Annotated in this window: 27 protein-coding genes and 1 pseudogene; 22 read left to right on the forward strand and 6 right to left on the reverse strand. The window is 64.6% G+C overall.

The window, feature by feature from the left end; translation table 11 throughout:
• Positions 1-45 precede the first annotated feature (45 nt).
• Positions 46-147: pseudogene (locus tag ACREB7_RS14315) on the forward strand (low molecular weight phosphotyrosine protein phosphatase); the annotation flags it as partial.
• 58 nt (positions 148-205) lie between these two features.
• On the opposite strand, the gene thpR reads toward ACREB7_RS14315, so the two are convergent.
• Positions 206-823, reverse strand: coding sequence for an RNA 2',3'-cyclic phosphodiesterase (gene thpR, locus ACREB7_RS14320; RefSeq protein ID WP_431592949.1), 618 nt, complete (start codon positions 821-823; stop codon positions 206-208).
• Positions 824-963: 140 nt separating this feature from the next.
• Between thpR and ACREB7_RS14325 the strand changes: the two genes are divergently transcribed.
• A complete protein-coding gene (locus ACREB7_RS14325; RefSeq protein ID WP_431592950.1) occupies positions 964-1,695 on the forward strand; it encodes a Bax inhibitor-1/YccA family protein in 732 nt (243 codons plus the stop codon).
• A gap of 80 nt (positions 1,696-1,775) precedes the next feature.
• Positions 1,776-2,672, forward strand: coding sequence for a DUF2785 domain-containing protein (locus ACREB7_RS14330; protein ID WP_431592951.1), 897 nt, complete (start codon positions 1,776-1,778; stop codon positions 2,670-2,672).
• Here ACREB7_RS14330 and ACREB7_RS14335 read toward each other — a convergent pair.
• Both ACREB7_RS14335 and ACREB7_RS14340 read right to left on the reverse strand, forming a co-directional pair.
• Positions 2,669-3,220 (reverse strand): GNAT family N-acetyltransferase, encoded by a 552-nt coding sequence (locus ACREB7_RS14335; RefSeq protein WP_431592952.1) that lies wholly within the window; start codon positions 3,218-3,220, stop codon positions 2,669-2,671. The genes ACREB7_RS14330 and ACREB7_RS14335 overlap by 4 nt on opposite strands.
• Positions 3,217-3,846: a glutathione S-transferase family protein gene (locus ACREB7_RS14340; RefSeq protein ID WP_431592953.1), complete on the reverse strand. Its 630-nt coding sequence runs from the start codon at positions 3,844-3,846 to the stop codon at positions 3,217-3,219. The genes ACREB7_RS14335 and ACREB7_RS14340 overlap by 4 nt, the downstream gene beginning before the upstream one ends.
• A gap of 104 nt (positions 3,847-3,950) precedes the next feature.
• Here ACREB7_RS14340 and ACREB7_RS14345 point away from each other — a divergent pair, with 104 nt between their 5' ends.
• Positions 3,951-4,712: a competence/damage-inducible protein A gene (locus ACREB7_RS14345; protein ID WP_431592954.1), complete on the forward strand. Its 762-nt coding sequence runs from the start codon at positions 3,951-3,953 to the stop codon at positions 4,710-4,712.
• On the opposite strand, the gene ACREB7_RS14350 is transcribed toward ACREB7_RS14345, so the two are convergent.
• On the reverse strand, positions 4,685-5,929 hold the full coding sequence (locus ACREB7_RS14350) for an MFS transporter (RefSeq protein WP_431592955.1): 1,245 nt from the start codon (positions 5,927-5,929) through the stop codon (positions 4,685-4,687). The genes ACREB7_RS14345 and ACREB7_RS14350 overlap by 28 nt on opposite strands.
• A gap of 132 nt (positions 5,930-6,061) precedes the next feature.
• Here ACREB7_RS14350 and ACREB7_RS14355 point away from each other — a divergent pair, with 132 nt between their 5' ends.
• Complete coding sequence (locus ACREB7_RS14355; RefSeq protein ID WP_431592956.1) at positions 6,062-6,802, forward strand: transglutaminase-like domain-containing protein; 741 nt, start codon at positions 6,062-6,064, stop codon at positions 6,800-6,802.
• A gap of 178 nt (positions 6,803-6,980) precedes the next feature.
• Here the strand turns inward: ACREB7_RS14355 and ACREB7_RS14360 are convergent, their stop codons facing one another.
• Entirely contained in the window at positions 6,981-7,925 is a 945-nt protein-coding gene (locus ACREB7_RS14360; RefSeq protein WP_431592957.1) for a lycopene cyclase family protein, read from the reverse strand.
• A 498-nt stretch (positions 7,926-8,423) separates the two neighbouring features.
• Between ACREB7_RS14360 and ACREB7_RS14365 the strand changes: the two genes are divergently transcribed.
• From ACREB7_RS14365 to ACREB7_RS14410, 10 genes are all read left to right on the forward strand, one after another.
• Positions 8,424-9,026: a hypothetical protein gene (locus tag ACREB7_RS14365; protein ID WP_431592958.1), complete on the forward strand. Its 603-nt coding sequence runs from the start codon at positions 8,424-8,426 to the stop codon at positions 9,024-9,026.
• A gap of 131 nt (positions 9,027-9,157) precedes the next feature.
• Entirely contained in the window at positions 9,158-9,742 is a 585-nt protein-coding gene (locus ACREB7_RS14370) for a hypothetical protein (protein WP_431592959.1), read from the forward strand.
• 22 nt (positions 9,743-9,764) lie between these two features.
• A complete protein-coding gene (locus tag ACREB7_RS14375; protein WP_431592960.1) occupies positions 9,765-10,328 on the forward strand; it encodes a hypothetical protein in 564 nt (187 codons plus the stop codon).
• Between the two features lie 33 nt (positions 10,329-10,361).
• On the forward strand, positions 10,362-10,943 hold the full coding sequence (locus ACREB7_RS14380) for a hypothetical protein (RefSeq protein WP_431592961.1): 582 nt from the start codon (positions 10,362-10,364) through the stop codon (positions 10,941-10,943).
• Positions 10,940-11,497 carry a hypothetical protein gene (locus ACREB7_RS14385; protein ID WP_431592962.1) on the forward strand — a complete coding sequence of 186 codons (558 nt, stop codon included), beginning with the start codon at positions 10,940-10,942 and terminating at the stop codon, positions 11,495-11,497. Before ACREB7_RS14380 ends, ACREB7_RS14385 begins: the two co-directional genes overlap by 4 nt.
• A gap of 5 nt (positions 11,498-11,502) precedes the next feature.
• A complete protein-coding gene (locus ACREB7_RS14390) occupies positions 11,503-12,102 on the forward strand; it encodes a hypothetical protein (RefSeq protein WP_431592963.1) in 600 nt (199 codons plus the stop codon).
• Positions 12,102-12,680 carry a hypothetical protein gene (locus ACREB7_RS14395; RefSeq protein WP_431592964.1) on the forward strand — a complete coding sequence of 193 codons (579 nt, stop codon included), beginning with the start codon at positions 12,102-12,104 and terminating at the stop codon, positions 12,678-12,680. Before ACREB7_RS14390 ends, ACREB7_RS14395 begins: the two co-directional genes overlap by 1 nt.
• Positions 12,681-12,708: 28 nt before the next feature.
• Complete coding sequence (locus ACREB7_RS14400; protein ID WP_431592965.1) at positions 12,709-13,458, forward strand: fimbrial biogenesis chaperone; 750 nt, start codon at positions 12,709-12,711, stop codon at positions 13,456-13,458.
• Positions 13,459-13,462: 4 nt separating this feature from the next.
• Positions 13,463-15,970, forward strand: coding sequence for a fimbrial biogenesis outer membrane usher protein (locus ACREB7_RS14405; RefSeq protein ID WP_431592966.1), 2,508 nt, complete (start codon positions 13,463-13,465; stop codon positions 15,968-15,970).
• 2 nt (positions 15,971-15,972) lie between these two features.
• Positions 15,973-17,037 carry a hypothetical protein gene (locus tag ACREB7_RS14410; protein WP_431592967.1) on the forward strand — a complete coding sequence of 355 codons (1,065 nt, stop codon included), beginning with the start codon at positions 15,973-15,975 and terminating at the stop codon, positions 17,035-17,037.
• On the opposite strand, the gene ACREB7_RS14415 is transcribed toward ACREB7_RS14410, so the two are convergent.
• Entirely contained in the window at positions 17,032-17,457 is a 426-nt protein-coding gene (locus ACREB7_RS14415; protein ID WP_431592968.1) for a hypothetical protein, read from the reverse strand. The genes ACREB7_RS14410 and ACREB7_RS14415 overlap by 6 nt on opposite strands.
• A gap of 99 nt (positions 17,458-17,556) precedes the next feature.
• Here ACREB7_RS14415 and ACREB7_RS14420 point away from each other — a divergent pair, with 99 nt between their 5' ends.
• From ACREB7_RS14420 to ACREB7_RS14450, 7 genes are all read left to right on the forward strand, one after another.
• Positions 17,557-18,321, forward strand: a complete 765-nt coding sequence (locus tag ACREB7_RS14420; RefSeq protein ID WP_431592969.1) for a hypothetical protein — start codon at positions 17,557-17,559, stop codon at positions 18,319-18,321.
• Between the two features lie 338 nt (positions 18,322-18,659).
• Positions 18,660-20,789 (forward strand): hypothetical protein, encoded by a 2,130-nt coding sequence (locus ACREB7_RS14425; protein ID WP_431592970.1) that lies wholly within the window; start codon positions 18,660-18,662, stop codon positions 20,787-20,789.
• 207 nt (positions 20,790-20,996) lie between these two features.
• On the forward strand, positions 20,997-22,274 hold the full coding sequence (locus ACREB7_RS14430) for an MFS transporter (RefSeq protein WP_431592971.1): 1,278 nt from the start codon (positions 20,997-20,999) through the stop codon (positions 22,272-22,274).
• Positions 22,275-22,328: 54 nt separating this feature from the next.
• On the forward strand, positions 22,329-22,775 hold the full coding sequence (locus ACREB7_RS14435; RefSeq protein ID WP_431592972.1) for a hypothetical protein: 447 nt from the start codon (positions 22,329-22,331) through the stop codon (positions 22,773-22,775).
• Positions 22,776-22,863: 88 nt separating this feature from the next.
• Complete coding sequence (locus tag ACREB7_RS14440; protein ID WP_431592973.1) at positions 22,864-23,232, forward strand: SnoaL-like domain-containing protein; 369 nt, start codon at positions 22,864-22,866, stop codon at positions 23,230-23,232.
• A gap of 190 nt (positions 23,233-23,422) precedes the next feature.
• Complete coding sequence (locus tag ACREB7_RS14445) at positions 23,423-23,647, forward strand: hypothetical protein (RefSeq protein WP_431592974.1); 225 nt, start codon at positions 23,423-23,425, stop codon at positions 23,645-23,647.
• Positions 23,648-23,821: 174 nt separating this feature from the next.
• Positions 23,822-25,141 carry a tyrosine-type recombinase/integrase gene (locus ACREB7_RS14450; protein ID WP_184095617.1) on the forward strand — a complete coding sequence of 440 codons (1,320 nt, stop codon included), beginning with the start codon at positions 23,822-23,824 and terminating at the stop codon, positions 25,139-25,141.
• Positions 25,142-25,229 lie beyond the last annotated feature (88 nt).

The raw sequence follows: 25,229 nt of genomic DNA on the forward strand, positions 1-25,229 counted from the left end.
GCGCAGCGACGCGGCGCCGATATCTCGGGCCTGCGCGCGCGCCAACTGACGCGGGGCGACTTCACCCGCTTCGACCTGATCCTCGCCGCCGACGTCCACAATCTGCGCGACGCGCGTGCGCTCGCTCCCGCCGACGCGACGGCGCGATTGATGCTGATGCTCGACCTGGTGCCCGGCCGCGCCGGCGACAGCGTGACCGACCCTATTACGGCGCCGCCGACGGCTTTGCCGAAACATGGGACGACGTCAGCGCCGTCGCGGCGGCACTGGTCGCCGCATCGACCGGGTCGAGCGGATAGCGCGCGACGGGGTGATAGCGCGAGCCGCCGTGCCCCATTTCGCTTTCGTACAGCGTGACCTGGTCAAAGGTGAAGGGCGTGCTCGCCAGATCGCTGTGCAAGGCCAGGAAAGGCGCGACCGGCCCCGAACTGCGGTTGAGGCGCGCCAGCGTCACATGCGGCACGAAGGCGCGCGTTTCGGGGGCGACGCCGACGCGGGTGAGCAACTGATCGACCTTGCGGTGCAACGCGGAGAGGGGGGCGTGGGGCTCGACCCCGGCCCAGATCATATGCGGCCGCCCGCGATGCTCGAACAGGTCGACCCCGGCGATTCGCGCGGTGATCGCCCGTCCGTGCAGCGCGCCGAGCGCTGCGGCGATATCCTCGGCGCGATGATGGTCGACCTCGCCGATGAAACGCAGCGTCAGGTGAAGCTGATCGTCATCCTGCCAGCGCGCGCCCGAAATGCCGTGCATCGCGGCGATCAGCGCGGCGCGGATCGCGTGCGGCGGGCGCAAGGCGACGAACAGGCGGTGGGTCGACATGACGATCCCAGCATAGGCGCTTCGGATGGCGCGCAAAGCCCCCTTGTCCGGCTTCGTCCGGTTTCGCTTGAAAGCGGGGGAAAAAATAACGATATTGCGGCTATGGCCGGTATGGGCTGGCCAATGATGGAGTGAAAACAATGGCTAATTGGAACGACCCCAATATGGCGGCGTCCGGTTTTGGCGCCGCAGCGAGTGCAACGGACCAGGCCGTCGATGCCGGCCTGCGGTCGTACATGCTGTCGGTTTACAACTATATGGCGTCGGGCGTGCTGCTCACCGGCATCGTCGCGCTGGTCGCTTTCCAGTCGGGCTTCACCGCTTCGATGGTGACGAGCCCGCTGTGGTTCGTCGTCGCGCTGGCGCCGCTGGCGTTCGTGCTGGTGCTGAGCTTTGGCATCAACAAGCTGTCGACCGCAGCGATGCAGGGCCTTTTCTGGGCCTTCGCCGTGGTGATGGGTCTGTCGATGTCGACGATCTTCATCCGCTTCGGCATGGGTTCGATCGCGCAGACCTTCTTCGCGACTGCGGCCGCTTTCGCGGGTCTCAGCCTCTATGGCTATACCACCAAGAAAGATCTGTCGGGCTTCGGCACCTTCCTGATCATGGGCATGGTCGGCATTATCGTCGCCGTCCTGCTCAACGCCTTCATCTTCCAGTCGCCCGCGCTGATGCTGGCGATCAGCGTGGTCGGCGTGCTCGTGTTCGCAGGCCTCACCGCCTATGACACGCAGAAGATCAAGAGCATGTATTTCTACGTCCGCGGGACGGACATGATGGGCAAGACCGTGATCATGGGGGCGCTGAACCTCTATCTCGACTTCGTCAACATGTTCACCTTCCTGCTCAATCTGCTGGGCAGCCGCGACTAAGCGGACCGACGAACAGAATGATAGGGAAAGCCCGGCGAAGCGATTCGCCGGGCTTTTTCTTTGGCGCGGGAGCGATAGGCATGAAGGCGATAGGGTGGGCGTTCGGGGTAGCAGCCATGCTGGCGGCGACGCCGGCGGCGGCGACCGACACCGATCGATGCGTCGTCGAAAAACCCGCCGACGGCGACCTGAAAGCTTATGCCGCCCGCTATTTTCCCAAGGCGGACGCCGCCGCGATCGACGCGCTTCTCGCCTGCCTCGGCGATTCCGACCCAGCGGTACGCGACGGCTTTGCCTTCACCCTTTGGTCCGAAGGATTGCGCGGCCAGCATCTGTCGCCCGCCCTGCTGCGCCACGCCAACAGGCGTCTGCAGGCGATGATCGCCGCGCCCGACGATGACGCGGGCTTCCGCAGGCCCTTCGCCGCGCTGGCGCTGTCCGAAGTCGCGCGCGCCGACCGTATCGAGCCCTATCTGACCGAAGCCGAACTCCATGAACTCGCCGAAGCGGGCGCTGCCTATCTGCGCGGAGTCCGCGACTATCGCGGCTTTGTCGCTGGCGAGGGCTGGCGCCACGGTGTGGCGCACGGCGCCGACCTGATGCTCCAGCTGTCGCTCAACCCGCGCCTGTCGCGGACCGACGCCGACCTGCTGCTGGGCGCGATCGCGGCGCAGGTCGCGCCCGCCGGATCGCCCTATTATCATCATGGCGAGCCGTCGCGCCTCGCCCGGCCGGTTCTTTTCCTCGCGAAACGCGCCGAGATCGACGATGCCGCGTGGGCGGCATGGTTCAAGGCCTTGCACCCCGATGGCAGCGCGCGCTGGCAGGACCCTTATGCCGGTGACACGGGCCTCGCCGCGATCCACAACACAACCGCCTTCGCGAACGCCATCTACGTCAGCGCGGCCGGGACGCAGGACCCGCAGGTCAAGCGCCTCGCTCCGCTGGCGGTCGAATTGCTGAAAGCGATACCCTAGAGCTGGCGCACCCGCCACTCTTCGGCGGTGATTTCCCAGAGTTCGGTCGGCAGCGATCCCTCGACATAGTCTTTTTGCCCGCGCCATATGATGCGCATGCCGCTGCCGGTCGAAATGGCGCGCGAGGCCGCATTGTCGACGGCCTTCGGGACGCGCAGCACCGGTTGACCCAATATGTCGAACCAATAGTCGGTGGCTGCGTCGCTGGCCTCGCGCATCAGGCCCTTCCCCCAATGGTCGGGGTCGAGCCAGAATCCCCGGTTTTCATCTTCGCCGAGCATCATACTGACGACGCCGATCAACCGGTCCGGGGTGTCCTTGGCACGAATCGACCAATGCCACGCCTTGCCCGCAGCCATGGCAGGAAGCGCCACGTCGCGGACAAAGGTCAGGGCTCCATTCGGCGGATAGGGCCAGGGAATGAGAGCGTTCAGATGGCGCACGATCTTCCATTGCGGAAAAACCGCCTGAATCGCGACATGATCTTCCAACGCCAGCGGGCGAAGCCACAGCCTTTCGGTTGAAAGCTCCGCGACCGGTGCCGTCATTGCGCCGCCTGCATCTCGGCGATCAGGCCATTGTCGATCGCCTTAGCCGCTTTGTAGCCCGCGCGTTCGCGCAAGGTGGCGGCATAGGCCTCGAACGCCGGGCGCGACGGGATGGTGCCGAACTGCAGCCCCCAATCGATCTGGCTGCCGACATAGACGTCCGCCGCGGTGAATTTGTCCCCCGCAACATAAGTCTTGCCCGCGACCGCTGTCTCGAGCGCGTCGAGCGCCATCTCGAGCGACCCGAAGCCCGCCATCCGCTGCTGATCGGCGTCGGGCTCGATCCCGAAATGTTTCGCGGTGATCGCCTGTTCGACCGGCCCGGCGGTGAAGAACAGCCAGCGATAATAGTCGGCGCGCGCATCGGCCTCGGGCGCCAGGTCGGCGTCGGGAAAGGCTTCGGCCAGATAGGCGCAGATCGCGGCGCATTCGGTCACCACCTTGCCGTCATGGACGATCGCCGGCACCTTGCCCATCGGGTTGATCGCCAGATAGGCGTCGCCCTTCATCGTCGTGCCATAGTCCATGATGTGCGTGTCATAGGGTGCGCCGACCTCTTCGAGCATCCAGCGGACAATCTGGCCGCGCGACATCGGGTTGGTATAGAAAATCAGCTCATCGGCCATCGTGCATCTCCCATGATCGCGAATCGATAGACCGAACATAAAGGGAACATCGCGATCGGTCCACCCGGACTTGTTTTGTCATGCGGTCCGGTTAAGGCAAGGGGATGAGCGACGAACGTATCTGGACAGCCGCCCTACTGGTGATCGGCGACGAAATATTGTCGGGCCGCACGCAGGACAAAAATGTGTCGCAGATCGCGACATGGCTCGACGTGCAGGGGATTCGCCTGCGCGAAGTGCGCATCGTTCCCGATGTCGAGGACGAGATTGTCGACGCGCTGAACGCCATCCGCGCTCGCTATGATTATGTGTTCACCACCGGCGGCATCGGCCCGACGCACGACGACATCACGGTCGATGCGGTCGCCAAGGCGCTCGGCGTCGGCGTGATCATCCACCCCGATGCGCGCGCGATTCTCGAACGTTACTACACCGGACGCGGCATCGAGTTGACCGAAGCACGGCTGCGCATGGCGCGCACCCCCGACGGCGCCGAACTGATCCCCAACCGCATGTCGGGCGCGCCGGGCATCCGCATCGGCAATTTGTTCGTGATGGCGGGGGTGCCGCATATCACTGCGGGCATGCTCGACGCGCTGACCGGCGAGCTCGAAGGTGGGGCGCCGCTCGTCGCGCACACGATCGGGTCATGGGCGCCCGAAAGCGAGGTCGCCGACCTGCTCCGCCAGGGCGAGAAGGATCATGCCGGGGTCGCGATCGGCAGCTACCCCTTTTTCCGCGACGGCAAGGTCGGCGCCAATTTCGTCATTCGTTCGACCGATGTCGACAGCGTCGCGGCGTGCGTCGCGCAGGTGACCGCAGGACTCGAAGCCGCCGGCTATGCGGTGACCGACGGCGGCATCTGATCGCTCTCGCCCGTCCGCGCGACGCGCGGCAGGCGGCGGAGCATCGCGATGGCGAGCAGGCCGAACAGCGCGGCGACGAGGAAGGCGGCGCCGGGAAAATGCACCGGGGCCTGCTTGCCGGTGAACCACGCCATCGTCCCGATCAGCAGGCCCGGCGCGGCGATCTGGCCCAGCCCCATCGCCATCGCCGAAATGCCCTGCACCTCGCCCTGCGTTTCGGGGGTGGCGCGGCGCGACATCAACGCCATCAGCGACGGCTGCACCGGCGCCTGCAACGCGACCGGGATCAGCAGCAGGAAAGCGCCGAGCGTCGTGTCGACAAAGGCGTAACCGACATAGACGGCGACTGCGATGGCGATGCCGATCGTCGCCGCGTCACGCTCGCCGAAGCGCTTGACCATCGGCCCGACGACGAACGCCTGTCCCAGCGTGATTGCGACCCCGACCGCGGCCAGGCTCGCGCCGATCATCCTTGGCGACCAGCCGAGCTGCGCGATGCAATAAAAGCTCCACGTCATCGGATAGACGAGGCTCGCGATCTGCCACAGCACCAGCACGCTCGCGACGCCCCCCATGCCGGGCAGGCCGCGCATCGTCCGCCAGGCGCCCAGCGGATTGGCGCGCCGCCAGTCGAAGGCGCGGCGGCGTTCGGGCGCCAGCGTCTCGGGAAAGAGGAAAAAGCCATAGAGCATGTTCGCCGCCGCGAGCGCCGCCGCCGCGACGAAGGGCGCGCGCGGGCCGATCTCGCCCAGGAAGCCGCCGATCGCCGGCCCGACGATGAAGCCGACGCCGAACGCCGCGCCGACGAAGCCGAAATTGCGCGCGCGCTCCTCCGGCCTGGTGACATCGGCGATCGCCGCCTGCGCCGCCGCGAAACTGCCGCCGAAGATCCCCGACAGCGCGCGGGCGATGAACAGCCAGGGCAGCGTATGGACGACCGTCAGCAAGATATAGTCGGCGGCGAGCCCGGCGAGCGACAGCAGCAGCACTCGCCGCCGTCCGAAGCGGTCCGACAGATTGCCGAGGATGGGCGACGCGACGAAGGTTGCGACCGCCATCACCTGCCCGATCGCGGTCGCGATGCCCATCGCGCTAGCAAGGTCGGTGCGGCCGATCTCCATCACCAGGTCGGGCAGCACCGGCATGATGATGCCGAACCCGATCGCGTCGATGAAGATGGTGGCGACGATGAAGAACAGGGTACGCGGAGCGGTCACAAATCATCCTATGGCTGGCGGCGGGGGAAGCGCGGCTTGCCCTTTGGCGCGGCAACGCCTAGCGGCACCGATCCCCCCCTCGCGCGTTGGCGATAGATGAAACTCGAAATTTCTGCTTCCCTAAACTATCGTTTGCCTGAACCGGTCGACCTGATGCTCCAGATCGAGGCCGCCGATGGCCATGGCCAGCGCGTCATCGATGCGACGCTCGACCTTGGTGTTCCCGATCGGATGTCGCGGGTGCCGACGCCGAACGGCCTGTGTGAGCCGATCTGGCTGCGCGAGCATGGCGAGCTGCGCGTGGCCTATCGCGCGCGCGTCGCGATCGACCGCCCCGCCGCCGATCTGGCGCGTCTCGCCGCCGTTCCGCTGCATCGCCTGCCGGCGGAGGCGGTGCCCTATCTCAACGAATCGCGCTATTGTCCGTCGAACAAATTCCATGCCTTCGTCGATCGGCGCTTCGGCGAGCTCGAGGGCGGGGCGAAGATTGCGCGGATGCGCGACTGGATCGAAAGCCGCTTCACCTATGTCGCGGGGACCAGCACCGCCGAGACGGGGGCGCTCGACAGCTTTGTCGAGCGGCGCGGCGTGTGCCGCGACTATGCCCATGTGATGATCGCGCTCGCCCGCGCCGCGCATATCCCCGCGCGCATGGCCAGCGCCTATGCGCTCGGCGTCGAGCCGCAGGATTTCCACGCGGTCGCCGAAGTCTATCTCGCGGGCGACTGGCATCCCGTCGATGCGACCGGCATGGCGCGCGGCGACGCGATGGCACGCATCTGCGTCGGCCGCGACGCCGCCGATATCGCCTTCCTCACCGCCTATCGCGAGATCGAACTGATCGAACAATCGGTCGAGGTGAAAGAGGCCTGACCGCGCCCGCCGGGGGGGCATGGCAAAGCCTGTAGCAATCGAATAGTCTGCAAATCTGCAAAAGCACGGACTTCCTATTAACGACCGAAGTCCAGTCGGAGCCAGGGTACAGAGAGGGGCCCAACCGCTCAATAACCGGGCGGGCGTGCCGTCCCGAGCTTTGTTTGACCCCAACCAGCTATTTCGCCTCCTGTTCGGATATTGCGCCGCGGCAGATGCGAACCAATTCGAACATCCTCTGAGAGCGGGCTCGACCGCTTTCCGTACGTTGAGCAAAAAAGGCGCGGATGTTCGGCTCGGTCAGATCGAGCGCAACGAAACCTGCGGCCACTTCGGATGCCATCTGCAACAGCGAGGGGAAGTTCACTGCGGCGACGTCGGGGGCAGATGAAGGCCTGTAGCCGGCCGTTGCGAGTGCGATCACCGAATCCGTTCGATCCCTGTCGGCCGGGATCGATGCTTCCGGAGCGATCGGCCGGTGGCGGAAATGTTCGACTATCATCCGTTCCTCGTCGATCGGGAAGAGCTGCAGAAAGTTCCAGTCGCCCGCCGTTGCACTCATGTCCGCGAGGATCGGCAGGTCGAGGTCGTGATCGAGCCGGAAGTCGCGATAGCGCGTCAGTCTTTCGATCTCGAGGTGCGACTGGATGCGAAGGTCGCTCGCATCGACGATCAGGCGCGCACGGAGCGTTCCCCCGCTGTGGACGATCTTGTCGCCGGCGATCTTCTCTATCGTGCAGCCGGCGAAGCATTGCGATGCCTGTGGGTGGTCGACCATTTCGAGGTGGAACTGCCGGGGATCGACCAGCAGCACCGCGTCCTCGAACCGTTCCGATCGTCCGGGATAGTTCACGAAGCAAGCGGGCCAATATTTGACGATCGCCGGATCGAGGATCGAACGGATCGGGTCCGGAATTTCGTTGGCGATCGCCGCTTCGAGGAAAGATCCGCCGAAATGCCCTTCCTTCTCGATCAACGCGAAGTCGATATCGGGCCGGTGCGCGCGCAAGGCCAAGCCGAGGAGGCTTCCGAACAGACCGCCGCCGATGATGGCAAGGTCGTGCAAATGCCCGGGCGCGGTCATCATATGACAGCCATAGAGCAATGGGCGGAGCGGCGCCATGCACCGCGTCCCGCCGACGCGGCCAAGCTGTCAGAAAGCAATGATTCGAATCGAGATCGGGCGCTCCGAGTCGCTGCCGAGTCGCGTTGCAGGACTGCAACAACCTCCCGCAAACACCCCCTGAAATTAACCATTTCGCTTAAGCGCGTTGCGGTGAAACGAGTCAGGTATGCGACGAACCGAAAGCGCGGATTCGCTAGGCTTTTATCCCCATTTGCGCATCGGCCGTATCGGCATGAACCATGCCAGTTGCAGTCAGAAATTAAAAAAGTTGATTCATATTAGTAAAAGTCCGAAACTTCTCGGACCGGTTGGAGGACCGGTGGACCGAAGCCGATAGTCCCGTGGGGGGGCGACTCGCTTTGCGAACATGACTGAGAACCGGGTCGCAAGGTTTGCAGTGGGCGAAAGTCGACTGCGCGGGGCTTTTGCCGATGCGCTGTCGTCACCGCCATGGATATCGGCTGGTCATCGACCAGAATCGTGGGAGGGGTTGGGATGCACATGCTTCCCAAAATCATGGCGCTTGCCTTGCTGGCTGCGTGTGTGCAGGCCGTTCCGGCCGCGGCGCAGACGACCGCCTATGCCGCAGGACAGGGCAGCCCGAACCAGATCGTCCTGTCGATCCCCGTCACGGCTTCGGTCGGCGGCCGATGCGCCTTCGCCACCGGAGGCGCGCCCTCGGGCACCTATGATCAGCCGAATTTCGATGTCATCGGGCTCAATCACGACTTCACCTTCGCGCTCGAATGCACCGGCCCCTCGCGGGTTGCGGTCGTATCGACCAACGGCGGACTCAAGACCGCCGGCAGCGCGCCCACCGGCTATTCGACGCTCGCGCCCTATGACGTGACGCTCAACCTTGTCGGTTCGAGCGCGACCGCGAACCAGACCTGCCAGGTCGCGACTCTCGTCACCGGGTCGACTTGCACCTTCCTCGGCCCCGCGTCGACGGCGCAGGGCCTCCGGCTCGCATCCAATTCGATCAACCAGACCGGAACCTATCTCAGGGTTTCCGCCCCGCCTTACGCCGGGGCGACGCAGCTTGTGTCGGGCAATTACGCCGACACGCTGACCGTGACGGTGAGTGCTTCGCCCTGATGGTCAGGGCAAATCCGGCCTGCCGCACCCTCGGGGCAGTCTGGACCGATCCATTGCCGGGGGGACGGCGGTTGTTTCGCCGAAGTAGAAATGATCGCCAGCCAACTGGCAAAGAATGAAGGATGAAGATGATGAAAAAACTTGCTTGCCTTTCGATCGCGGCAGCCTCGCTGTTTGCGATCGCCTCGCCCGCTGCGGCGCAGACCACCACCGGTACGGTGCAAATCACTGGCACCGTCGCGCCGAAGTGCCTCGTCGTTCCCGGTGCGGGCAGCACCTTTGGCACCACCGTGGCGCTCGGCGAACTCGCCCAGGCCGACGGCACGCTGGCGACCGACCTTGCCACCCGCTTCTCCAGCGTCGGCGGCGCCGGCCTTGAAGCGCGCGTCGTCTGCACCAGCGCTGCGCCGACGATCGCGGTCGATGCGACGCAAATTACCTCGGCGACCACTGCGGTAGCCGGCTATGCCAACCGCATCGACTATACCGCGCATGTGTTCGTCGATACGACCTCGACCAACGATGTCGAGTTCACGAACAGCAGCACGGCCGCCGCGCTCGCCGCGACCCCCATCGGGGGCCGTCTCGCCAACAATGGCGGCAACAACATCACGATCACCGCGACCAATTTCGCGACCCCGGCCGCGACCGATCTGCTGGTCGCCGCGACCGACTATTCGGGTCAGATCGTGGTTGTGATCGCGCCGGGCGCCTGAGCCCGAATTCGGAGAAACGGACATGCGTAAGCTGATGACCATGACCGCGCTCGCGACTCTCGCCACGGCGGCTCCCGCCGTGGCGCAGGTCACCGGCACGGTCGATATCGACGGCTCGGTCGCGGACCGCTGCCTGTTCACCACCGATAATGCGGTGATCTCGGTCGGCGAACTCGCGCTCGGCGGTTCGGGATCGACGGCGGGCAAGCTCGACACGAGCAAGCTCGACGGCCAGACCCGCACGCTCGTCGGCTGGTGCAACGGCACCGCGGCGACGATGGAGGTCGAGGCCTTCGCGCTCCAGAACACCGACTTCACCGGCACCGCGCCGACGGGGTTCGACACGCGGATCGACTTCACTGCGACCGCTGAGGCCAATGACGGAACGGCAACCGACACCTCGCTCGACGCGGGCAAGGGCGCCGCAGCTGCGGTCGGCCTGTTCACCGGCAACATCGACGTCACCCTGTCGGCCTCCTCGACCCCGACGAGCGGCCTGCTCGTCGCGGGCGGCTATGTCGGCCAGGTCGTCGTGACGCTGACGCCGAACGTCAGCTTCGGCGGTTCGGAACAGCCGCCGCTGTAAGCGGTAACAGGCAGGATTTTCAGGAGATTGACCATGCGTCGATTGGGTTTGCTTCTGGTGGGATCGCTCGCGCTTGGCGCGGCGCCGGCCTGGGCGCAGGACGACACCGATACCGCGAATGTCGCGGTAAACGGCAATGTCGCGCCGCTGTGCATTCTCGGTCCGCCGTCGCCGGCGACCGTCGACCTCGGCCAGATGGTCGCGACGTCGGGCAGCCGGATCGGCCGGATCGCGACGCTGCCCAATCAGCTGGTCAGTCTCCCGGGATCTTTCTGCAACTTCGCCGGATCGGCGATCGACGTCTCGGTGACCGCGCTGGTCGCCGACGACAATACGACGCTGCAACCGGGCTTCGCGCGGGCGGTCAACTACACCGCCAGCGTCGAGAACTGGGCGGCGACGGCGGCCGTCGCGACGAGCGCGGCCACCACCGACGGCAGCGACCCGACCGAAAACAGCATCGGCGCGACGCAACCGCTGCCGAAAATCGCCGACCTGTCGGTGACGCTCTCGGGCTTCACCGTGCCGTCGGACCTGCTGCTCATCGCAGGCAATTACCAAGGCGCCGTCGTCGTGACGCTCGGCCCCGCCGCAAGTGGAGAAGGTGACAAATGATCAAGGCAGCCCCCCTCTTCGCAGGCCTGGTCGCCGCGGCGATCGCGGCCCCCGCCGCCGCCCAGTCGACGAGCGACACCAGCGAGTTCGCGGTGATCGGGAATGTCCCCGCGCTCTGTTCGGGCGGGACGATCTCGGGCGCGAACGCGACCTTCGACCTCGGCGTGCTTGTCGATACGTCGACCGGCCTGCTGCGCACGGACCTAGCCACGCCGAGCAAGGTCATCACCGGTTCCTTCTGCAGCGCGCGCAGCACAATCAACGTCGATGCCGACGCGATGGCCGCGCAGAATTTCACCGCGACACCGCCGGCGGGTTTCTCGCGCAGCGTGAACTATGTCGCGACCGCGTCGGGCTGGACGGTCACCCCGGCGAGTTACGACACCGCGCAAGCGGTCAACAGCGCGGCGACGCAAAGCCGTGACACGGCGTTCACCGGCGACATCACCGTCGCGCTCAGCAATTTCGCGACCGGGGGCGGCAACGCGCTGCGGCTCGTCGCCGACACCAATTATCTCGGCACGGTTACCGTCACGCTGGCGGCTGCGGAGTAACGATCGTGCGGCGCCTCGCCCATCTCGCGACCAGCCTTACGGCAGCGGCGACACTTTGGGTCGCACCGGCGCAGGCGCAGACCACCGTCGTCGCCAAATCGATGCCGGTGACGGGCAACGCGCCGCAGGTGTGCACGCTCCAGCGCGCCAGGCTGGCGCAGGGCAGCCAAGTCAATTTCCGGGCGTTGACGGGCAATCTGCTGCAGATCGACACGCTCGTCGATCCCACGACGCTCGCGGCCAATGCGGCCACGGCGGAGGTCGAATTCGGCGCTGTCTGCAACTTCCCGCACCGCATCCGGCTCGAATCGCAGAACAACGGGCTCTGGCAGACCGATGGCAGCATGAACCAGCCCGCCGACGGCTTCGCTTATGCGCTGCCCTATCGCGCCGAACTGACCTGGGGCGAAGTCAATGGCGCGCTCGACGCCAACGCCAATGTCCGGCGGATCGCCGAACGCCGCTTCAACATCGACCAGGCAACGGTCGGCGAGGTCGAACTGCGTATCCTGATTGAGGCGGGCGCGTCGAATACCCGCGCCAACGCGCCGGTGCTCGCGGGCTCGTACCGCGACACGTTGCGGATTTTCCTGGAGCCACGCTGATGAAGGCCTCTATCCGCCTCGCCGCATTCGCCGTAGCTTTCGCGACGACACCCGTCTGGGCGCAGGATTTTTCGGAATCCGACCAGGCTCTCGAGTTGGTGGGGGAGGCGCCTGCAGCCTGCGTGCTGCGGGCGCCGTCCGCGACCGCCGGCGTCAACGCCAATTTCGATCCGACCGGTCCCGCCAGCGGCGAGCTGCGTATCGTGCAGATGGTCGATCCCAATACCGCCGAGCCGCTACCGACCTCGATCACGCTTTCGCTGCCGGTGACCTGCAACGCGTCGCACCGCATCGAGCTGCGCAGCCAGAACGGTGGGTTGCTGCGCGACCGCGGCAACGCGCGCAATCGGCAGAACGGCAGCGGCTTCGGCGAGTTCCTGACCTATCGCGTCGGCCTCAACTGGGCGGGGCAGCAGCGCGAGGCGACCAGCGAGGAGGCGCGCAACCTGATCGTCGCCGCCCCGCGCGGCGCGGCGGGCGACGCCACGATCAGCTTCTCGCTTCCGGGCGGCGGCGGCCCTCTGATCGCGGGCCGTTATTCCGACGCGATCATTGTCGAATTCCAGGCGGCGAACTGACCAGCGTCCGGGTTTTGTGGGGATATTCATGCTCAAATTCTTCAAGTTCCTCTTCCTGGCCATGCTGGCGTTAACCATGAATCCGTTGCCTGCGCTCGCGATGACGGTGCAGCCGGTGGTCATCAATCTCAGCACCAGCGGCCGCGGCATGACCCAGGTCATCACGGTCGAGAATACTTTCGCGACGACGCTGCCCGTCGAACTGCGCATCCAGGAACTGAAGGTGACGACCGACGGCGTCGAGTTGACCGGCGTCGATCCGGGCGACCTTCTCGTCTTTCCGCCGCAGGCGCTGATCGAACCCGGCCAGACGCAGTCGTTCCGTGTCCAATATGTCGGCGATCCCGCGCTCGCGGCGAGCAAACATTATTATATCACCGTCGCGCAGCTTCCGGTGAAGCTGCCCGAGGGCCAGTCCGCGATCCAGATCCTCTATAATTTCCAGGTGCTGGTCAGCGTCGCACCCAACGGCGTGAAACCCGATCTTTCGGTCCAGTCGGCCGAGGTCGGCCACAATGCCGAGGGCAAACCGGTGCCCGTGATCATGCTCAACAACGCGTCGGCAGCGCACGGCTATCTGTCGAACGGCCGCCTGCGCATCGTGCAGAAGGACGCGTCGGGCAAGGAGGTGTTCCGCCAGGCGCTGTCGGGTCCGGAGGTTCAGCAGATCATCGGGTTCGGCCTGGTCGGCGCGAACCAGACACGGCGCATTTCGGTGCCGATCGAGTTGCCGTTAGACGGCGGCACGGTCGAGGCATCCTATTCGGCGGAAAGCTGAGATCATGTCGCGGGGGGGTGTCCAGACGATCCTTTTGGTGGGGGCCAGCACGGCCGCCCTCGTGCCGGCGTGCGCGATGGCGGCCGATGGCGCCGCGACCGGACAGGACGCGGTGACCATTCTCCAGCCCTATGCCGCGCCCGCGCGTCCGGGCGTACGCTACAACACCACCGGCCGCGCGATCACGCTCACCGTGCCTGCGAAGGACGGCGCCAATTATCTCGGCGACGTGCCGCTGACGATCCAGCCCGACGACACGCTCGAACTGCCGACGCGGCGGACGCTGCAATTGCTCGGTTTCGTGCTCAACCCCAATTTCTTCTCCACGATCGAGGATAGCTTGGGGACGCGCGCGACGCTGACCCCGGCCGACCTGTTGCCGTCCGGGATCACCGTCACCTACGACCCGCAGACGCTCGAACTCAATTTCACGATCCCGGCCGAGCGCCGCCTCGCCCGCTCGGTGATCGTCAGCCCGCTCGACCGCGAACGCATCGGCGAGGTGATCACGCCCGCCGACGTCAGCGGCTATGTCAATATTCGTGGCACGTTCGACTATATCCACGCGGGCGGCAATGAGGGTTTCGCGTCGCCGCTCTTCCTGCTCGACGGCGCCACACGGATCGGCGGCGTGGTCGCCGAATCCGAAGCGATCTGGCAGCCGGGGGTCAATGGCGTCGATTTCCAGCGGCTCGGCTCGCGCCTCGTCTACGACGACCAGAAGAATCTCATCCGCTGGACAGCGGGCGACCTGCAGACGATCGCGCGCGGTTTTCAGAACGCGCCCGACATCGCGGGCCTCTCGATCTTCCGGTCGTACAGCGTCCTCCAGCCGCAACAGATCATCCGCCCGCGCGGCGACCGCAGCTTCCGGCTCGACCGACCGTCGGCGGTCGAGGTCGAAATCAACGGCCAGGTCGTACGCCGGCTTCAGCTCAATCCGGGCGTTTACGACCTGCGCGACTTCCCCTTCACGCAGGGCGCCAACAATATCCGCCTGTCGGTTCTCGACGACAGTGGTCGGTCGGAAGTGCTCAACTTCAACCTGTTCCTCGACCAGACGCAGCTGGCCAAGGGGCTCAGCGAATTTGGCGTCTATGCCGGCGTCAAGGCGCCGCTGGGGCTGCGCGGACCCCATTATAGCGACGACTACATGGCGACCGGCTATTATCGCCGGGGGATGAGCGACTATCTGACGCTGGGCGTCAACGCGCAGATCGACAAGGACTCGCGCATGGTCGGGACCGAGGCGGTGGTCGCGACCGAGATCGGTACCTTCGCGACCAACCTTGCGCTGTCGGATATCGACCGCCTCGGCACCGGCTATGCCGGCACGCTGACCTTTCAGCGGCTGATCCAGCGCCGCGACGGGCAGGCCGATACGCTGAACCTGTTCGTCGAGACGCGCAGCAAGAAGTTTGGCCCGGTCGCCAGCTTCTTCATCGACAATCCCTATGATTTCGAGCTTGGCGGCGGTTATTCGCACGCCTTCACCAATCAGGTCTACGCCGGTCTGGACGCGCGCTATTCGCACGGGCGCGGCAACCGGAACGACCTGCACAGCTATCGTCTCAACGCAGGCTTCCGGATCTCGCCGACCGCGAGCCTGACCGGCGACGTTCGCTACGAGAAGGACAGCCGCGGCGACCGCATCGGCGCCTTCCTGTCGCTGACGATCCGCTTCGGCCGCTACACCACCGCCCGCGCCGATTACGAGACGCGCCAGAACCGCACCCGCCTGTCGTACCAGACGCTGAAGGGTCAGGGCGTGGGCTCGTACAACATCACCGCCGACGTCGACCGCTCGGACGTATCCTCGGGCTTCAACTTCAACGGCAATTATATCGCCAACCGCGCCGAACTGGGGCTGACGCACTTCGGATCCTTCACCGACGATTTCGGGCGGCGGACGAGCCAGCGCACGAGCTTCCGAATGGGCACCTCGCTGGCCTTCGCCGACGGCGCGGTCTCCGTCGGGCGGCCGATCTACGACAGCTTTGCGATCGTCAAGCCGCACAAGACGCTGAAGGGCACCGACATCGCGCTCGACCCGACGCCGTTCGGCTATACGGCGAACAGCGGCATGCTCGGCGCGGCGACGCATCCGAGCCTCAGTTCCTACGCCGACCGCACGATCACCGTCGACGCGCCGAATGCCAAGACGGGTACCGACCTCGGCCAGGGTTCGTTCAAGCTCTTCCCGTCGTACCGCAGCGGCTATCATCTGACCGTCGGGTCGGAATATGGCGTGACGGCGCTCGGCACGCTCACCGACGTCGACGGCGAACTCGTCGCGTTGGTGACGGGCAACGCCATCGAACTCGCGCATCCCGACCGGCCGCCGGTCACCGTGTTCACCAACCGCCAGGGCCGCTTCGGCGCGACCGGCCTGGCACCGGGCAAATGGCGCATCGAGATGCTCGACAGCAAGAAATCCGTGTTTGAAATCGATATTCCGGACAATGGCGAGAACATCGTCCGGCTTGGCGACCTGACGCCGGTGAGGAACTGAATATGACGATTTTCCGCCATCTGCTGCGTATGCTCGCCGTAGCATTGCTGTCGCTTGGGCTCGCCGCCGTCGCGCAGGCCCAGACCTGCGGCATTTCGGGCAGCGCGACCGCGCAGCCGGCGATCTATGATCCGTTCAATCCGGCGGGGCTGCCGACGACGACCGTCGTCCTCAATCTGACCCGCGTCAACACGTCGGGCGGCGGCGATACCCGCATCGTCAACTTCTATCTGAAGGGTATCAACACCGGCGCCGACGGTACGAGCATCGTTCCGATCACCGTCGCGGGCAGCGTTTCGTCACTCGGAACCGGCCAGAATATCTTCTATAATTTCAACGCGACACCGCCGACCGTGTCGCCGACGACGCTGACGCCGACCGCAACGCAGCGTTTCCTGCAGATCAACTTCACGGGTAACAACGCCGGCTCGGATACGGCGCAGGTGACCTTCCAGGTCACGCTGCCGAGCAACCTCGACGTCAATGCGACGACAAACCTCGCCTTCGACGCCTATTTCGGTTGCAACATCCAGGGCGGCAAGGACAATGGCCTGCAACAGCAGGGCAGTTTTACCAACGCCGTCGTCTTCCCGATCACGGTGCTGAGTGCGCTGCAGGCGAGCTATGCTGGCACGGCGCTTGATTTCGGCGAGGTCGGCGACAAGACGACGGTCGATGTGCTCGCGGCGCCGGCGACCTATACCACCCCGACGACGAACCATGTTCGCGTGCGCAGTTCGGGGCCCTATACGGTGGCGCTGACGTCACAGAACACGTACAAGATGACCTTCCCGGGCGGCAATCTCGCGACGCCCAATCACGTGCTGAACTATGACCTGAAGTTCCTCGGCCAGACGCGCAACGCGGCGAGCCCGACCTTCACGACGGTCACCTGCCAGCGCGCCGGCGTGCCGGCATCGGAGGCGGACATGCTGCCCGTCGTCGCCACCCTCAAGGAGGGCGGGCAGGGCAAGCTCGTCTCGCCAACCTATCTGGACACGCTGACCGTGACGGTCACGCCGCTCCTGTCGGGCGCGCCGTCGCAGCAGAATTGTCCCGCCTTATAGAGGCACGATGCGGAAGGACACCGACCCGCCCTCGACGCCCTTCGGCAGGTCGAGTTCGAGCGTCCGCGTCGCGATGCCTGCCCGGTTCGATTTGCTGATTTCGGTCGAACCCGACTTGTTCAACGGCATTTTTTTGCCATCGACGATGATCTTTGCATGCGCGAGCGACGGCGAATAATCGGCGTGAATCGCATAGCCGTTGGGGCTGTTGCAGAATTCGCGCAGCGCGCCGAGGCTGACTTCACCCTCGTGCGGCGACACCATCGTCTGTTCGACCGAGGCGCGGCACACGACCGGTACATAACCGCTGATACCGATCGTGAACTGGCCCGAATCGATACCGACATGGGGCATGGATCCCATGGCAGGCGCCGAAAGCGCCGCCGCGGCGACCATACCGAGAAACAGTTTCTTGTTCATTCACCCTACTCCATTGGGAGTGCTCCTAATGGCAGGGCCTTTTCAAGATATGGTGCAGGCACAGGGTAAACGGCGCGTTTAGGTCTGAGGTGCGCTGGAATGGCCGATTTCGCGGTGTTCGATGCCAAGCTCTTGATGTGTTGCAACTTTGGTCAGCGGTGCGGGAAGAGGGAGGGAGGCAAGATGGGCTATGACCCAGCGACGGTCGCCGCTTTTCTCGACGGCACGCTCGACGAAATGACGGCGAGGCGAATCGCGCGCGAGGCACTGTCGGATCCCGTTCTTGCAGCGGAGATCCGGAGAACTCGACGATTGCTTGCCGATAGCGATCAGGAGGAGAGCGAAGCGGCATCGGTGCCCGGCCTCATGTCCGATCGCGTCGACGCCAGGCAGGCTGGAGGACGAAAATCGCGCGCACGGATGAACACGGGGCGCCGATGGATCTCGATATGTTTATTCCTGATAGCCGCCGCGCCCGCCCTTTGGCTTGGCAAAAGCCAGTGGTTCGCGCCGCCGGCGCTCCTGTTGGACAACGACCATCTCGTTGCGGCCGGCGCGCTGGCAGACGCGCTGGACAATGCTTCGACGAGCGCGAAACCCGACGGCGATGGTTTCCGGATCGATATGACGTTCCTGAACACGGAAGGGCATCATTGCAGGGGATTCGAGAGCGGGGACCTGAGCGGAATTGCTTGTCGCACCGACGGGCGTTGGCAAATCCAATGGGCCTTGGTGGCCGATCGCGCTGGACTGCCCCTTTCTCCGACCGCGTCATTAGCCGATGCCGAGGCCGATCTTCGCGCCACGCGTGCCTTCAATCGCGCTCAGGAAGACGCGGCCAGGAGGGAGAGGTGGGCCGAGTAGTGCCAGCCGCCTGTTTTCGTCGAACGCCGTGGACATATGCGATTCGCGTGGCTTGGCATTGCGGAACGGCCCGATTCATCAATATGACCCCATATTCTGGCGCCACCGCATCGCATAACTTCAAGCGTAAATCGCCGGTCGCGGACCTTCCGCTTTTGACTTGCCACCCCCCACAGTTGCCGCGCGAACGAGACGAACACGCCGGATACGCTCTGCCATGAAGCGCCAAAGGTCATGGCCCAGCGGCATCGCAGATTTCGACCGGAACAAATTGCAATTGCCGGGCCGGTTGGGCCTGCGCTACTATTGCCAGGCGGTGGGGAGGCGCTGACGGGCCAATGGAACAGGTGGGGGCCACATGTCCGAGCCAGCCTGCGGCCTATGCCTCGCTATTCGGCACCTTTCAGTTCCGCACGGCCGACCACAATGAAATCGCCATTTCCAACCGCCGCGCGCGTGCGCTGCTGGGGATATTGTGCCTGGCCGGAAACGAGGCGATCGAGCGCGATTCCCTGAGCAAGCTCCTATGGCCTGGTCGCTTCGAGGCCCATGCGAGGGCCAGCCTGCGCCAATGCCTGCTCGATCTCGGCAAGCTGCTCGCGCCGCACGGGCCGGACATTCTGAACGTTTCGCGCAATAGCGTCGCGCTGCACCCCGGTGCGGTGCTGACCGATCTCGCCGCTCTGGAGGGCGCGCTGGCGAACGGCGATCTTATCGCGGCGATCGAACGGATCGATGCCATCGGCTCAAAGCCGATTCTCGACCAGATGGATTTCGGCCCGGCGTTCAAACAATGGCTTGCGCAGCGCAGCGGCGATGCCGAGCGGCGGCTGCGCGCGGCGGTCGAGGCCGGAATCGCGACGCTGAACCGGGCCGGCGACTACGAGACCTCCGCACGAGTGCGCGAGGCCTGGACCGCCCGAAGGAACGAAGCAGCGCCCGCCCGGGCCGCTGCGGCGGGCAGCGGACGCACGAGAATCGCGGTACTGCCCTTTCGGTCGGTCGGCGGGCGCGACGCCTCGGATTACTTCGCCGACGGCATCGCCGAGGAGCTTATCACGGCGCTGGGGCAAGTGCCGCAATTGCTGGTGGCCGGGCGAACCTCCTCGTTCCACTTCCGGGATTCGCCGCTGACCCCGGCCGAAATCGCGAAAGCCCTGCACGTATCCCACCTCGTCGAGGGCTCGGTCCAGCGACAAGGGGAAAGGCTGCGCATCCATATTCACGTGATCGACGGCGTCACGGGCTTTGAAAGCTGGGCCAAGGGTTATGATGGCTCGCTCGACGGCATCTTCGCGTTGCAGGCGACCGTCGCGCAGGCGGTGACCAGCGCGGTCGGCGATGCCTTAGGCACCGCAATGGCGCCGCCTCCGGCGCGCGGCATGACCCACAGCAAGCAGGCCTATGACCTGTTCCTGCAAGGCCGCGCGCTGAGTGCGCGGGTGTTCGGCGACGGTGTATTGAGCACCGCGGTCGGCCTGCTCGAGCAGGCGGTCACGCTCGATCCCGAATTTGCCGAAGCATGGATCGCGCTGGCCGAAGCGCACCAGCTGATCGCGGTCTATACGCCCTGCCTCGATCGAAAAGCCGAATCGGAACGCATGGCCGACTGCGCCCGCACCGCCATCGGCCTCACCCCCGGTCTTGGTTATGCCTATTCGTTGCTCGGCGTCCACCAATGGACGCAGAACGACGTCGTCGGAGCACTTGATCTGGCGTTCCAGGGCTATCGGCTCGAACCGAACAATCCGGCGGTCTGCATGCGGTTGGGCTCGTTCCTGCTCTATTGCGGACGCACCACCGAAGCGATGCAATATATCGAGGCGGCGATCGATCAGGATCCGGTCGATGGCCGGAAATTCAACCTGCGATCGGTCGGGCGTTTCAACCTGGGCGATATCGACGGCGCGATCGAGGCGGGTCTACGCATGGTCGACCTTGGTTTTCCATCGATGTGGCTCGCGGTGGCCACCGCCGCATCCGGTCAACACGACCTGGCCATCGAGCAATATCAGCAAACCCGCCTGCTGCTGAACAAGGTCATCTTCCCGCCCGCCGGGACCGAGCCGATGCCCCCCGCGATGATGGACGCCTATTGGCAGGTTGCCGCGCACGGCGTGTGCAGCGGCCGCGACGCGGATCGCGCGACCTATTGTGCGATGCTCGACATGATGCAGACGCAATTGCACGACCCCGCGGATGCCTCGATCGTCTTGCCCGCGATCTTCATGGGCTACCCCGAACGGCTGTTCGAGGCGGTTAGTCATGCAATCTCGCCCGCGAACACCCTCTGCCTGCTGTCGATCTGGGCCGACGTCGACCCGATCCGGCGGATCTGGCAGCATCCCGAATTCATTCCCTTTGCCCAGCGCATCGGCTTGGCAGCCGCCTGGGACAAATATGGCTGGCCCGACCTGCTCCCTGCACCCAGCAATCGTTTGGAGACACCACCCCCCTTGCCGAATTGACGCCCGATTGACGCTTTATTGACGGCCACGTGATTGACGAATGACGCTACGGAAACGAAAGTTCCGTAACGGGTATCGCAGACATTTTTGAGGCGCATGGCGTGGGCCGGGAACCCCCGGCTCCGGCGACCGGAAGCCTGTGTCTGCGCCGGGGAGCAGGTCATGGCGGCGAACCACAGGCACGTATCGGCAATCGGACGATCCGCAATGGGCAAGGCGTTCTGGCGCATCCTGCCGCTGATCCTGATCGCCTATCTCTTCGCCTATATGGACCGCGTGAACGTCAGCTTCGCGGCGACGCAGATGAACGAGGATCTGCGTTTCAGTGCAACGATTTACGGCCTTGGCGGCGGCCTGTTCTTCTTGGGCTATGCGCTGTTCGAAATTCCCTCGAACCTGATGCTCGTCCGCTTTGGCGCGCGCAAATGGATCGCGAGGATCATGATTACCTGGGGGCTGCTCTCGGCCGGGATGATGTTTGTCGCAACGCCGATGCAATTTTATGTGCTCCGCTTCCTGCTCGGCGTGGCGGAGGCCGGATTCTACCCCGGCGTCATCTTCTATTTCTCCGGCTGGTTTCCGCCCTGCCACCGCAGCCGCGCGGTAAGCCGCTTCTTCATCGCCTCGCCGCTGGCGTCGGTCGCGATGGGGGGCATGTCGGGATGGCTGCTCGCGCTCGACGGGACCGGCGGGCTGCACGGCTGGCAATGGTTGTTCCTGGTGCAAGGGCTGCCGACCATAGTGTTCGGGCTGGTTGTGCTGCGCTATCTGCCCGACGGCCCGGCGACCTCCGCATGGCTCACACCGGACGAAAAGGCGTGGATCGGGACCGAGCTGGCACGCGAACAGGCGCGGATCGGCGCCCCGGCCCGCCACGATGTGCTCGGCGCCTTCCGCAACCCGCGCGTGCTGCTGCTCGGCGCGATCGGCTTTCTGTTGATCGCGGTCATCACGACGGTCATCCTCAACGCCCCGCTGATCCTGCAGGCGGCGACGACGCTCGATACCAGGTCGATTGGCTATCTGGTCGCGCTGGGTGGCCTTTTGGGGGCTGCGGCTATCCTTGTCCTGGGCAACCATGCCGACCGGAACGGTGACCGCTGGGGCGCGGCCTTCCGGTGCGGAATCGTCCTCGCCGGCGCAGTGCTGGTCATGGGGCTGTCGCCGTCACCCCTGCTGGTTTGCATCGCCTATCTCGCCTTCGCGACCGTGTGCTTCGCGATCCCGATGCTTACATCGTCGGGCTGGGCCGAGGCGCTGCACGTACGCGAACTCGCGGTCGGAGCGGCGGCCATCAACACAATTTCGCAGATCGGCGCCTTCCTCGCTCCCTATGGGTGGGGCGCCGCGAAGGATGCGACGGGCAGCTTTCAGTTCGCGCTCGTCGCCGCTTCGATCGTCACATTGCTGATGTCGGCGCTGATCCTGCTGCTGCGCCATCGGCTGCACGGGCGGGCGGCCCCCGTCGACGCCGTGCCGGCCTAGCCTTTTTGCAGACCCCGCCCGATCTCCGGGCGGGAAGATTGGAGGGAAGAGACGATGAGGACGATAAAAACACTCGTTGCCGGGGCTGCGATACTGATCGCTGCCGCGCAGATCGCGCCTGCGATGGCGCAGGAATCGAGCTACAGGCCCGGAACGGTTTGGAATGCGGGTCGCATTGACGTGCTGCCCGGCCAGTTCGAAAACTATATGGACTGGCTCGCTACCAGCTGGAAAAAGATTCAGGAGCTGGGCAAGGCCGAGGGCATCGTCGTGGACTATCATGTCCTTGCGACCAATAACCCGCGAGCCGGTGAGCCCGACCTGATCCTGATCGTCGAATATAAAGACTATCAGACGACCGCGCAGCAGGAAGCGTTCAACAAAAAGGTCAATGCCATGCTGTCGCAGACCGACCGCACGGCTGGCACCGCCAGTGCGGAACGCGGCAAGATGCGCGAACAGCTAGGCAGCATCGAGTATCAGGAACTGATCCTGAAATAGGTCTGCCGGTGCGCGGACGCGGCGGGTGGCGCATCGATATCGCGCCGTCCGCCGCACTCCGCGCCGTCGGCATCCGGAAAGGGTGGTGATGGCGTCCATCGAAGACATCGCCCGCGATTTCACGGCCCTGCTGCGCGCCGGCGAGTTCGAGACCGCTGGCGATCGCTATTGGGCGTCGGACGTGACCAGCATTGAACCGACGGCCCTGCCCGGCGGCATTCGCGCGACCGCCTCCGGCGTCGATGCGGCGCGGATCAAGTGCCGAGCCCGCTTCGGCGGGGCCCGGATCGACGAGATCGGCATCGATGGCCCCTTCGTCACCGGCGACCAGTTCGTGCTTTTTCTCGACATGGTGCTCGTCGATCCCGCGAGTGGCGCGCGCCAGCCGTTCGCCGAAATCGCACTCTACACCGTACGCGGCGGCCAGATCGCCGAGGAGCGATATTTTTACGACTGACCCCCAAATTTCACGCCGGGCCTTCTATATGCGGACGTCGAATGGCCGATTTTTGCTGGTCCGGTTCAGCCGCAAGAGGGCGACTTTCAGACATCGTCCGGGATCTCGCAATTTCCGGTTTCAGGCGTCAGGCAGACATTCGGGCGAATCCGTCTGGGTGGAGACGATATGGAGACAAGAAACATTTCGCGTGCGCGCTGGCCGCACACATCGTTATGATTTATACATTTTTTGGGTCACCCGCCGCAACGCGCGCATTTCCTACCCAGATTTTGTCGCCAAATCGGCCGGCGGCAACGCGCCGTTCGGACCGATCCCGACCATAAGACCGGATAGTTTGGAAAAATACGTCATGCAAACGACGATGGAGCGGGCGAAGGGATTCGAACCCTCGACCCCAACCTTGGCAACTTGAACGCGACCCTCTTCGGCTGCTTCTTTTTCTACGCTATCGCCCTATAATTGCTTATTTTCTTGAGATTATCGCTGCGGCGCCCTATCCTAGCCTAGCCGCTGAAACGCCGTACAGCGCTGACAATTTGCTGACAATGCCTCGATTCGAGATTTTGTCAGCAAGAGGATTGAGAGCATGCCGACGAGCAAGTTGACAAAACGCACGATCGACGCGGTCATTTCGCCGGCCTCGAAGCAGCTCATCTATTGGGACACCGAGATCAAAGGATTCGGGCTACGCGTCCTTCCCTCGGGCCTGAAGACGTTCATCGTTCAGTATCGCAATGCAGAGGGCATTCAGCGCCGGATGAACCTCGGTCGCTTTGGCGTTCTTACGGTCGAACAGGCGCGCGATCTCGCCCGGCTCAAGCTGGCCGCCGTCATAGTCGGGCAGGATCCGGCCGATGAGGCTCGTCAGTCGCGCAACGCGATGACGGTCGCAGAGATGTGCGACTGGTATCTCACCGAAGCTCGCGCCGGAAATATCCTCGGCCGGAAGAACCTTCCCATCAAGTCTTCATCGCTCGACATGGACGAGAGTCGTATTCGGACCCACATCATTCCCTTGCTTGGAAAGCGCGTGGTCAAGCATCTGAAGATAGCGGATGTCGAGCAGATGCAGACGGACGTAAAGAACGGAAAGACGGCGAAGCCGCGAACCGGGGGGCGTGGCGGAAAAGCGACCGGTGGCCCTGGTGTTGCCGGGCGGTGCGTTGGCACGCTCCAGGCCATCATCGGGCACGCCAAGCACAAGGGCCTGCTGGAGGTTCACCCGACCCATGGCGCGAGGAAACTCGCCGGAAAAAAGAAGACGCGTCGGCTTAGCGTCACGGAACTCGAATTGCTCGGGAAGGCGATTGCCTATGCCGAGGCGAATGGTGAGAATCCTGTGGCCCTCGGGGTTCTGCGTACCCTGTTGTTGACGGGCTATCGCCGCGAGGAAGCACAAGCGATGCAGCGCCACTGGCTGCACGCAGATCGTGGCTATGTGGCCTTTCCCGACACGAAGGGCGGCGCACAGATCCGGGCCATCGGGCCCGCAGCGATCAGAGTGGTGCAATTGCAGGGGGAGCTTGCCGGAAACCCGCACATCTTTCCCTCGGCCGTCGGAAGCGGACCATTTACGGCGGCCAGCGAGTGCTTGAAACGTGTCTGTGGCTTAGCGGATATCAGCGGGGTGACACCGCACACGCTGCGGCACACATTTGGGAGCGTCGCGGGCGACCTCGGGTTTTCGGAACTTACTATCCGGGCGATGTTGGGCCACGCCTCACAGAATGTGACACAAGATTACGTGCATATCGACGAGGCCCTCAAGCTCGCAGTTCAGCGGACCTCCGACGAGATCGAACGATTGCTCACCTCCGGGCGCGCGAAGCTACAACGTCTGGACTGTCAAACGGCGTTCAAAAGGGACCCCCGATCGGCGTCGAAGAGGGACCCCCTTTTCGGATAATATGATGCTGGTTTGTTGAAGATGGCCTTGCGCTGCGTGCGGCGGAGGGCGGGCGTAGCCCGACCGGAGGCGCGCGCAGCGCAAGATA

Source organism: Sphingopyxis sp. (genome assembly GCF_050725615.1).
In the GTDB taxonomy this organism is placed as follows: Bacteria; Pseudomonadota; Alphaproteobacteria; order Sphingomonadales; family Sphingomonadaceae; genus Sphingopyxis.

Excerpts from the sequence above, each read along its gene's own strand:
- ACREB7_RS14360 (WP_431592957.1), bottom strand. The coding sequence starts at position 7,925 with ATGGCGCCGCTCCGCCCATTGCTCTATGGCTGTCATATGATGACCGCG.
- ACREB7_RS14425 (WP_431592970.1), top strand. The coding sequence starts at position 18,660 with ATGGAACAGGTGGGGGCCACATGTCCGAGCCAGCCTGCGGCCTATGCC.
- ACREB7_RS14440 (WP_431592973.1), top strand. The coding sequence starts at position 22,864 with ATGGCGTCCATCGAAGACATCGCCCGCGATTTCACGGCCCTGCTGCGC.
- ACREB7_RS14365 (WP_431592958.1), top strand. The coding sequence starts at position 8,424 with ATGCACATGCTTCCCAAAATCATGGCGCTTGCCTTGCTGGCTGCGTGT.
- ACREB7_RS14430 (WP_431592971.1), top strand. The coding sequence starts at position 20,997 with ATGGGCAAGGCGTTCTGGCGCATCCTGCCGCTGATCCTGATCGCCTAT.
- thpR (WP_431592949.1), bottom strand. The coding sequence starts at position 823 with ATGTCGACCCACCGCCTGTTCGTCGCCTTGCGCCCGCCGCACGCGATC.
- ACREB7_RS14415 (WP_431592968.1), bottom strand. The coding sequence starts at position 17,457 with ATGAACAAGAAACTGTTTCTCGGTATGGTCGCCGCGGCGGCGCTTTCG.
- ACREB7_RS14435 (WP_431592972.1), top strand. The coding sequence starts at position 22,329 with ATGAGGACGATAAAAACACTCGTTGCCGGGGCTGCGATACTGATCGCT.
- ACREB7_RS14450 (WP_184095617.1), top strand. The coding sequence starts at position 23,822 with ATGCCGACGAGCAAGTTGACAAAACGCACGATCGACGCGGTCATTTCG.
- ACREB7_RS14420 (WP_431592969.1), top strand. The coding sequence starts at position 17,557 with ATGGCCGATTTCGCGGTGTTCGATGCCAAGCTCTTGATGTGTTGCAAC.
- ACREB7_RS14370 (WP_431592959.1), top strand. The coding sequence starts at position 9,158 with ATGAAAAAACTTGCTTGCCTTTCGATCGCGGCAGCCTCGCTGTTTGCG.
- ACREB7_RS14375 (WP_431592960.1), top strand. The coding sequence starts at position 9,765 with ATGCGTAAGCTGATGACCATGACCGCGCTCGCGACTCTCGCCACGGCG.
- ACREB7_RS14410 (WP_431592967.1), top strand. The coding sequence starts at position 15,973 with ATGACGATTTTCCGCCATCTGCTGCGTATGCTCGCCGTAGCATTGCTG.
- ACREB7_RS14385 (WP_431592962.1), top strand. The coding sequence starts at position 10,940 with ATGATCAAGGCAGCCCCCCTCTTCGCAGGCCTGGTCGCCGCGGCGATC.
- ACREB7_RS14380 (WP_431592961.1), top strand. The coding sequence starts at position 10,362 with ATGCGTCGATTGGGTTTGCTTCTGGTGGGATCGCTCGCGCTTGGCGCG.
- ACREB7_RS14325 (WP_431592950.1), top strand. The coding sequence starts at position 964 with ATGGCTAATTGGAACGACCCCAATATGGCGGCGTCCGGTTTTGGCGCC.
- ACREB7_RS14395 (WP_431592964.1), top strand. The coding sequence starts at position 12,102 with ATGAAGGCCTCTATCCGCCTCGCCGCATTCGCCGTAGCTTTCGCGACG.
- ACREB7_RS14340 (WP_431592953.1), bottom strand. The coding sequence starts at position 3,846 with ATGGCCGATGAGCTGATTTTCTATACCAACCCGATGTCGCGCGGCCAG.
- ACREB7_RS14405 (WP_431592966.1), top strand. The coding sequence starts at position 13,463 with ATGTCGCGGGGGGGTGTCCAGACGATCCTTTTGGTGGGGGCCAGCACG.
- ACREB7_RS14330 (WP_431592951.1), top strand. The coding sequence starts at position 1,776 with ATGAAGGCGATAGGGTGGGCGTTCGGGGTAGCAGCCATGCTGGCGGCG.
- ACREB7_RS14345 (WP_431592954.1), top strand. The coding sequence starts at position 3,951 with ATGAGCGACGAACGTATCTGGACAGCCGCCCTACTGGTGATCGGCGAC.
- ACREB7_RS14400 (WP_431592965.1), top strand. The coding sequence starts at position 12,709 with ATGCTCAAATTCTTCAAGTTCCTCTTCCTGGCCATGCTGGCGTTAACC.
- ACREB7_RS14335 (WP_431592952.1), bottom strand. The coding sequence starts at position 3,220 with ATGACGGCACCGGTCGCGGAGCTTTCAACCGAAAGGCTGTGGCTTCGC.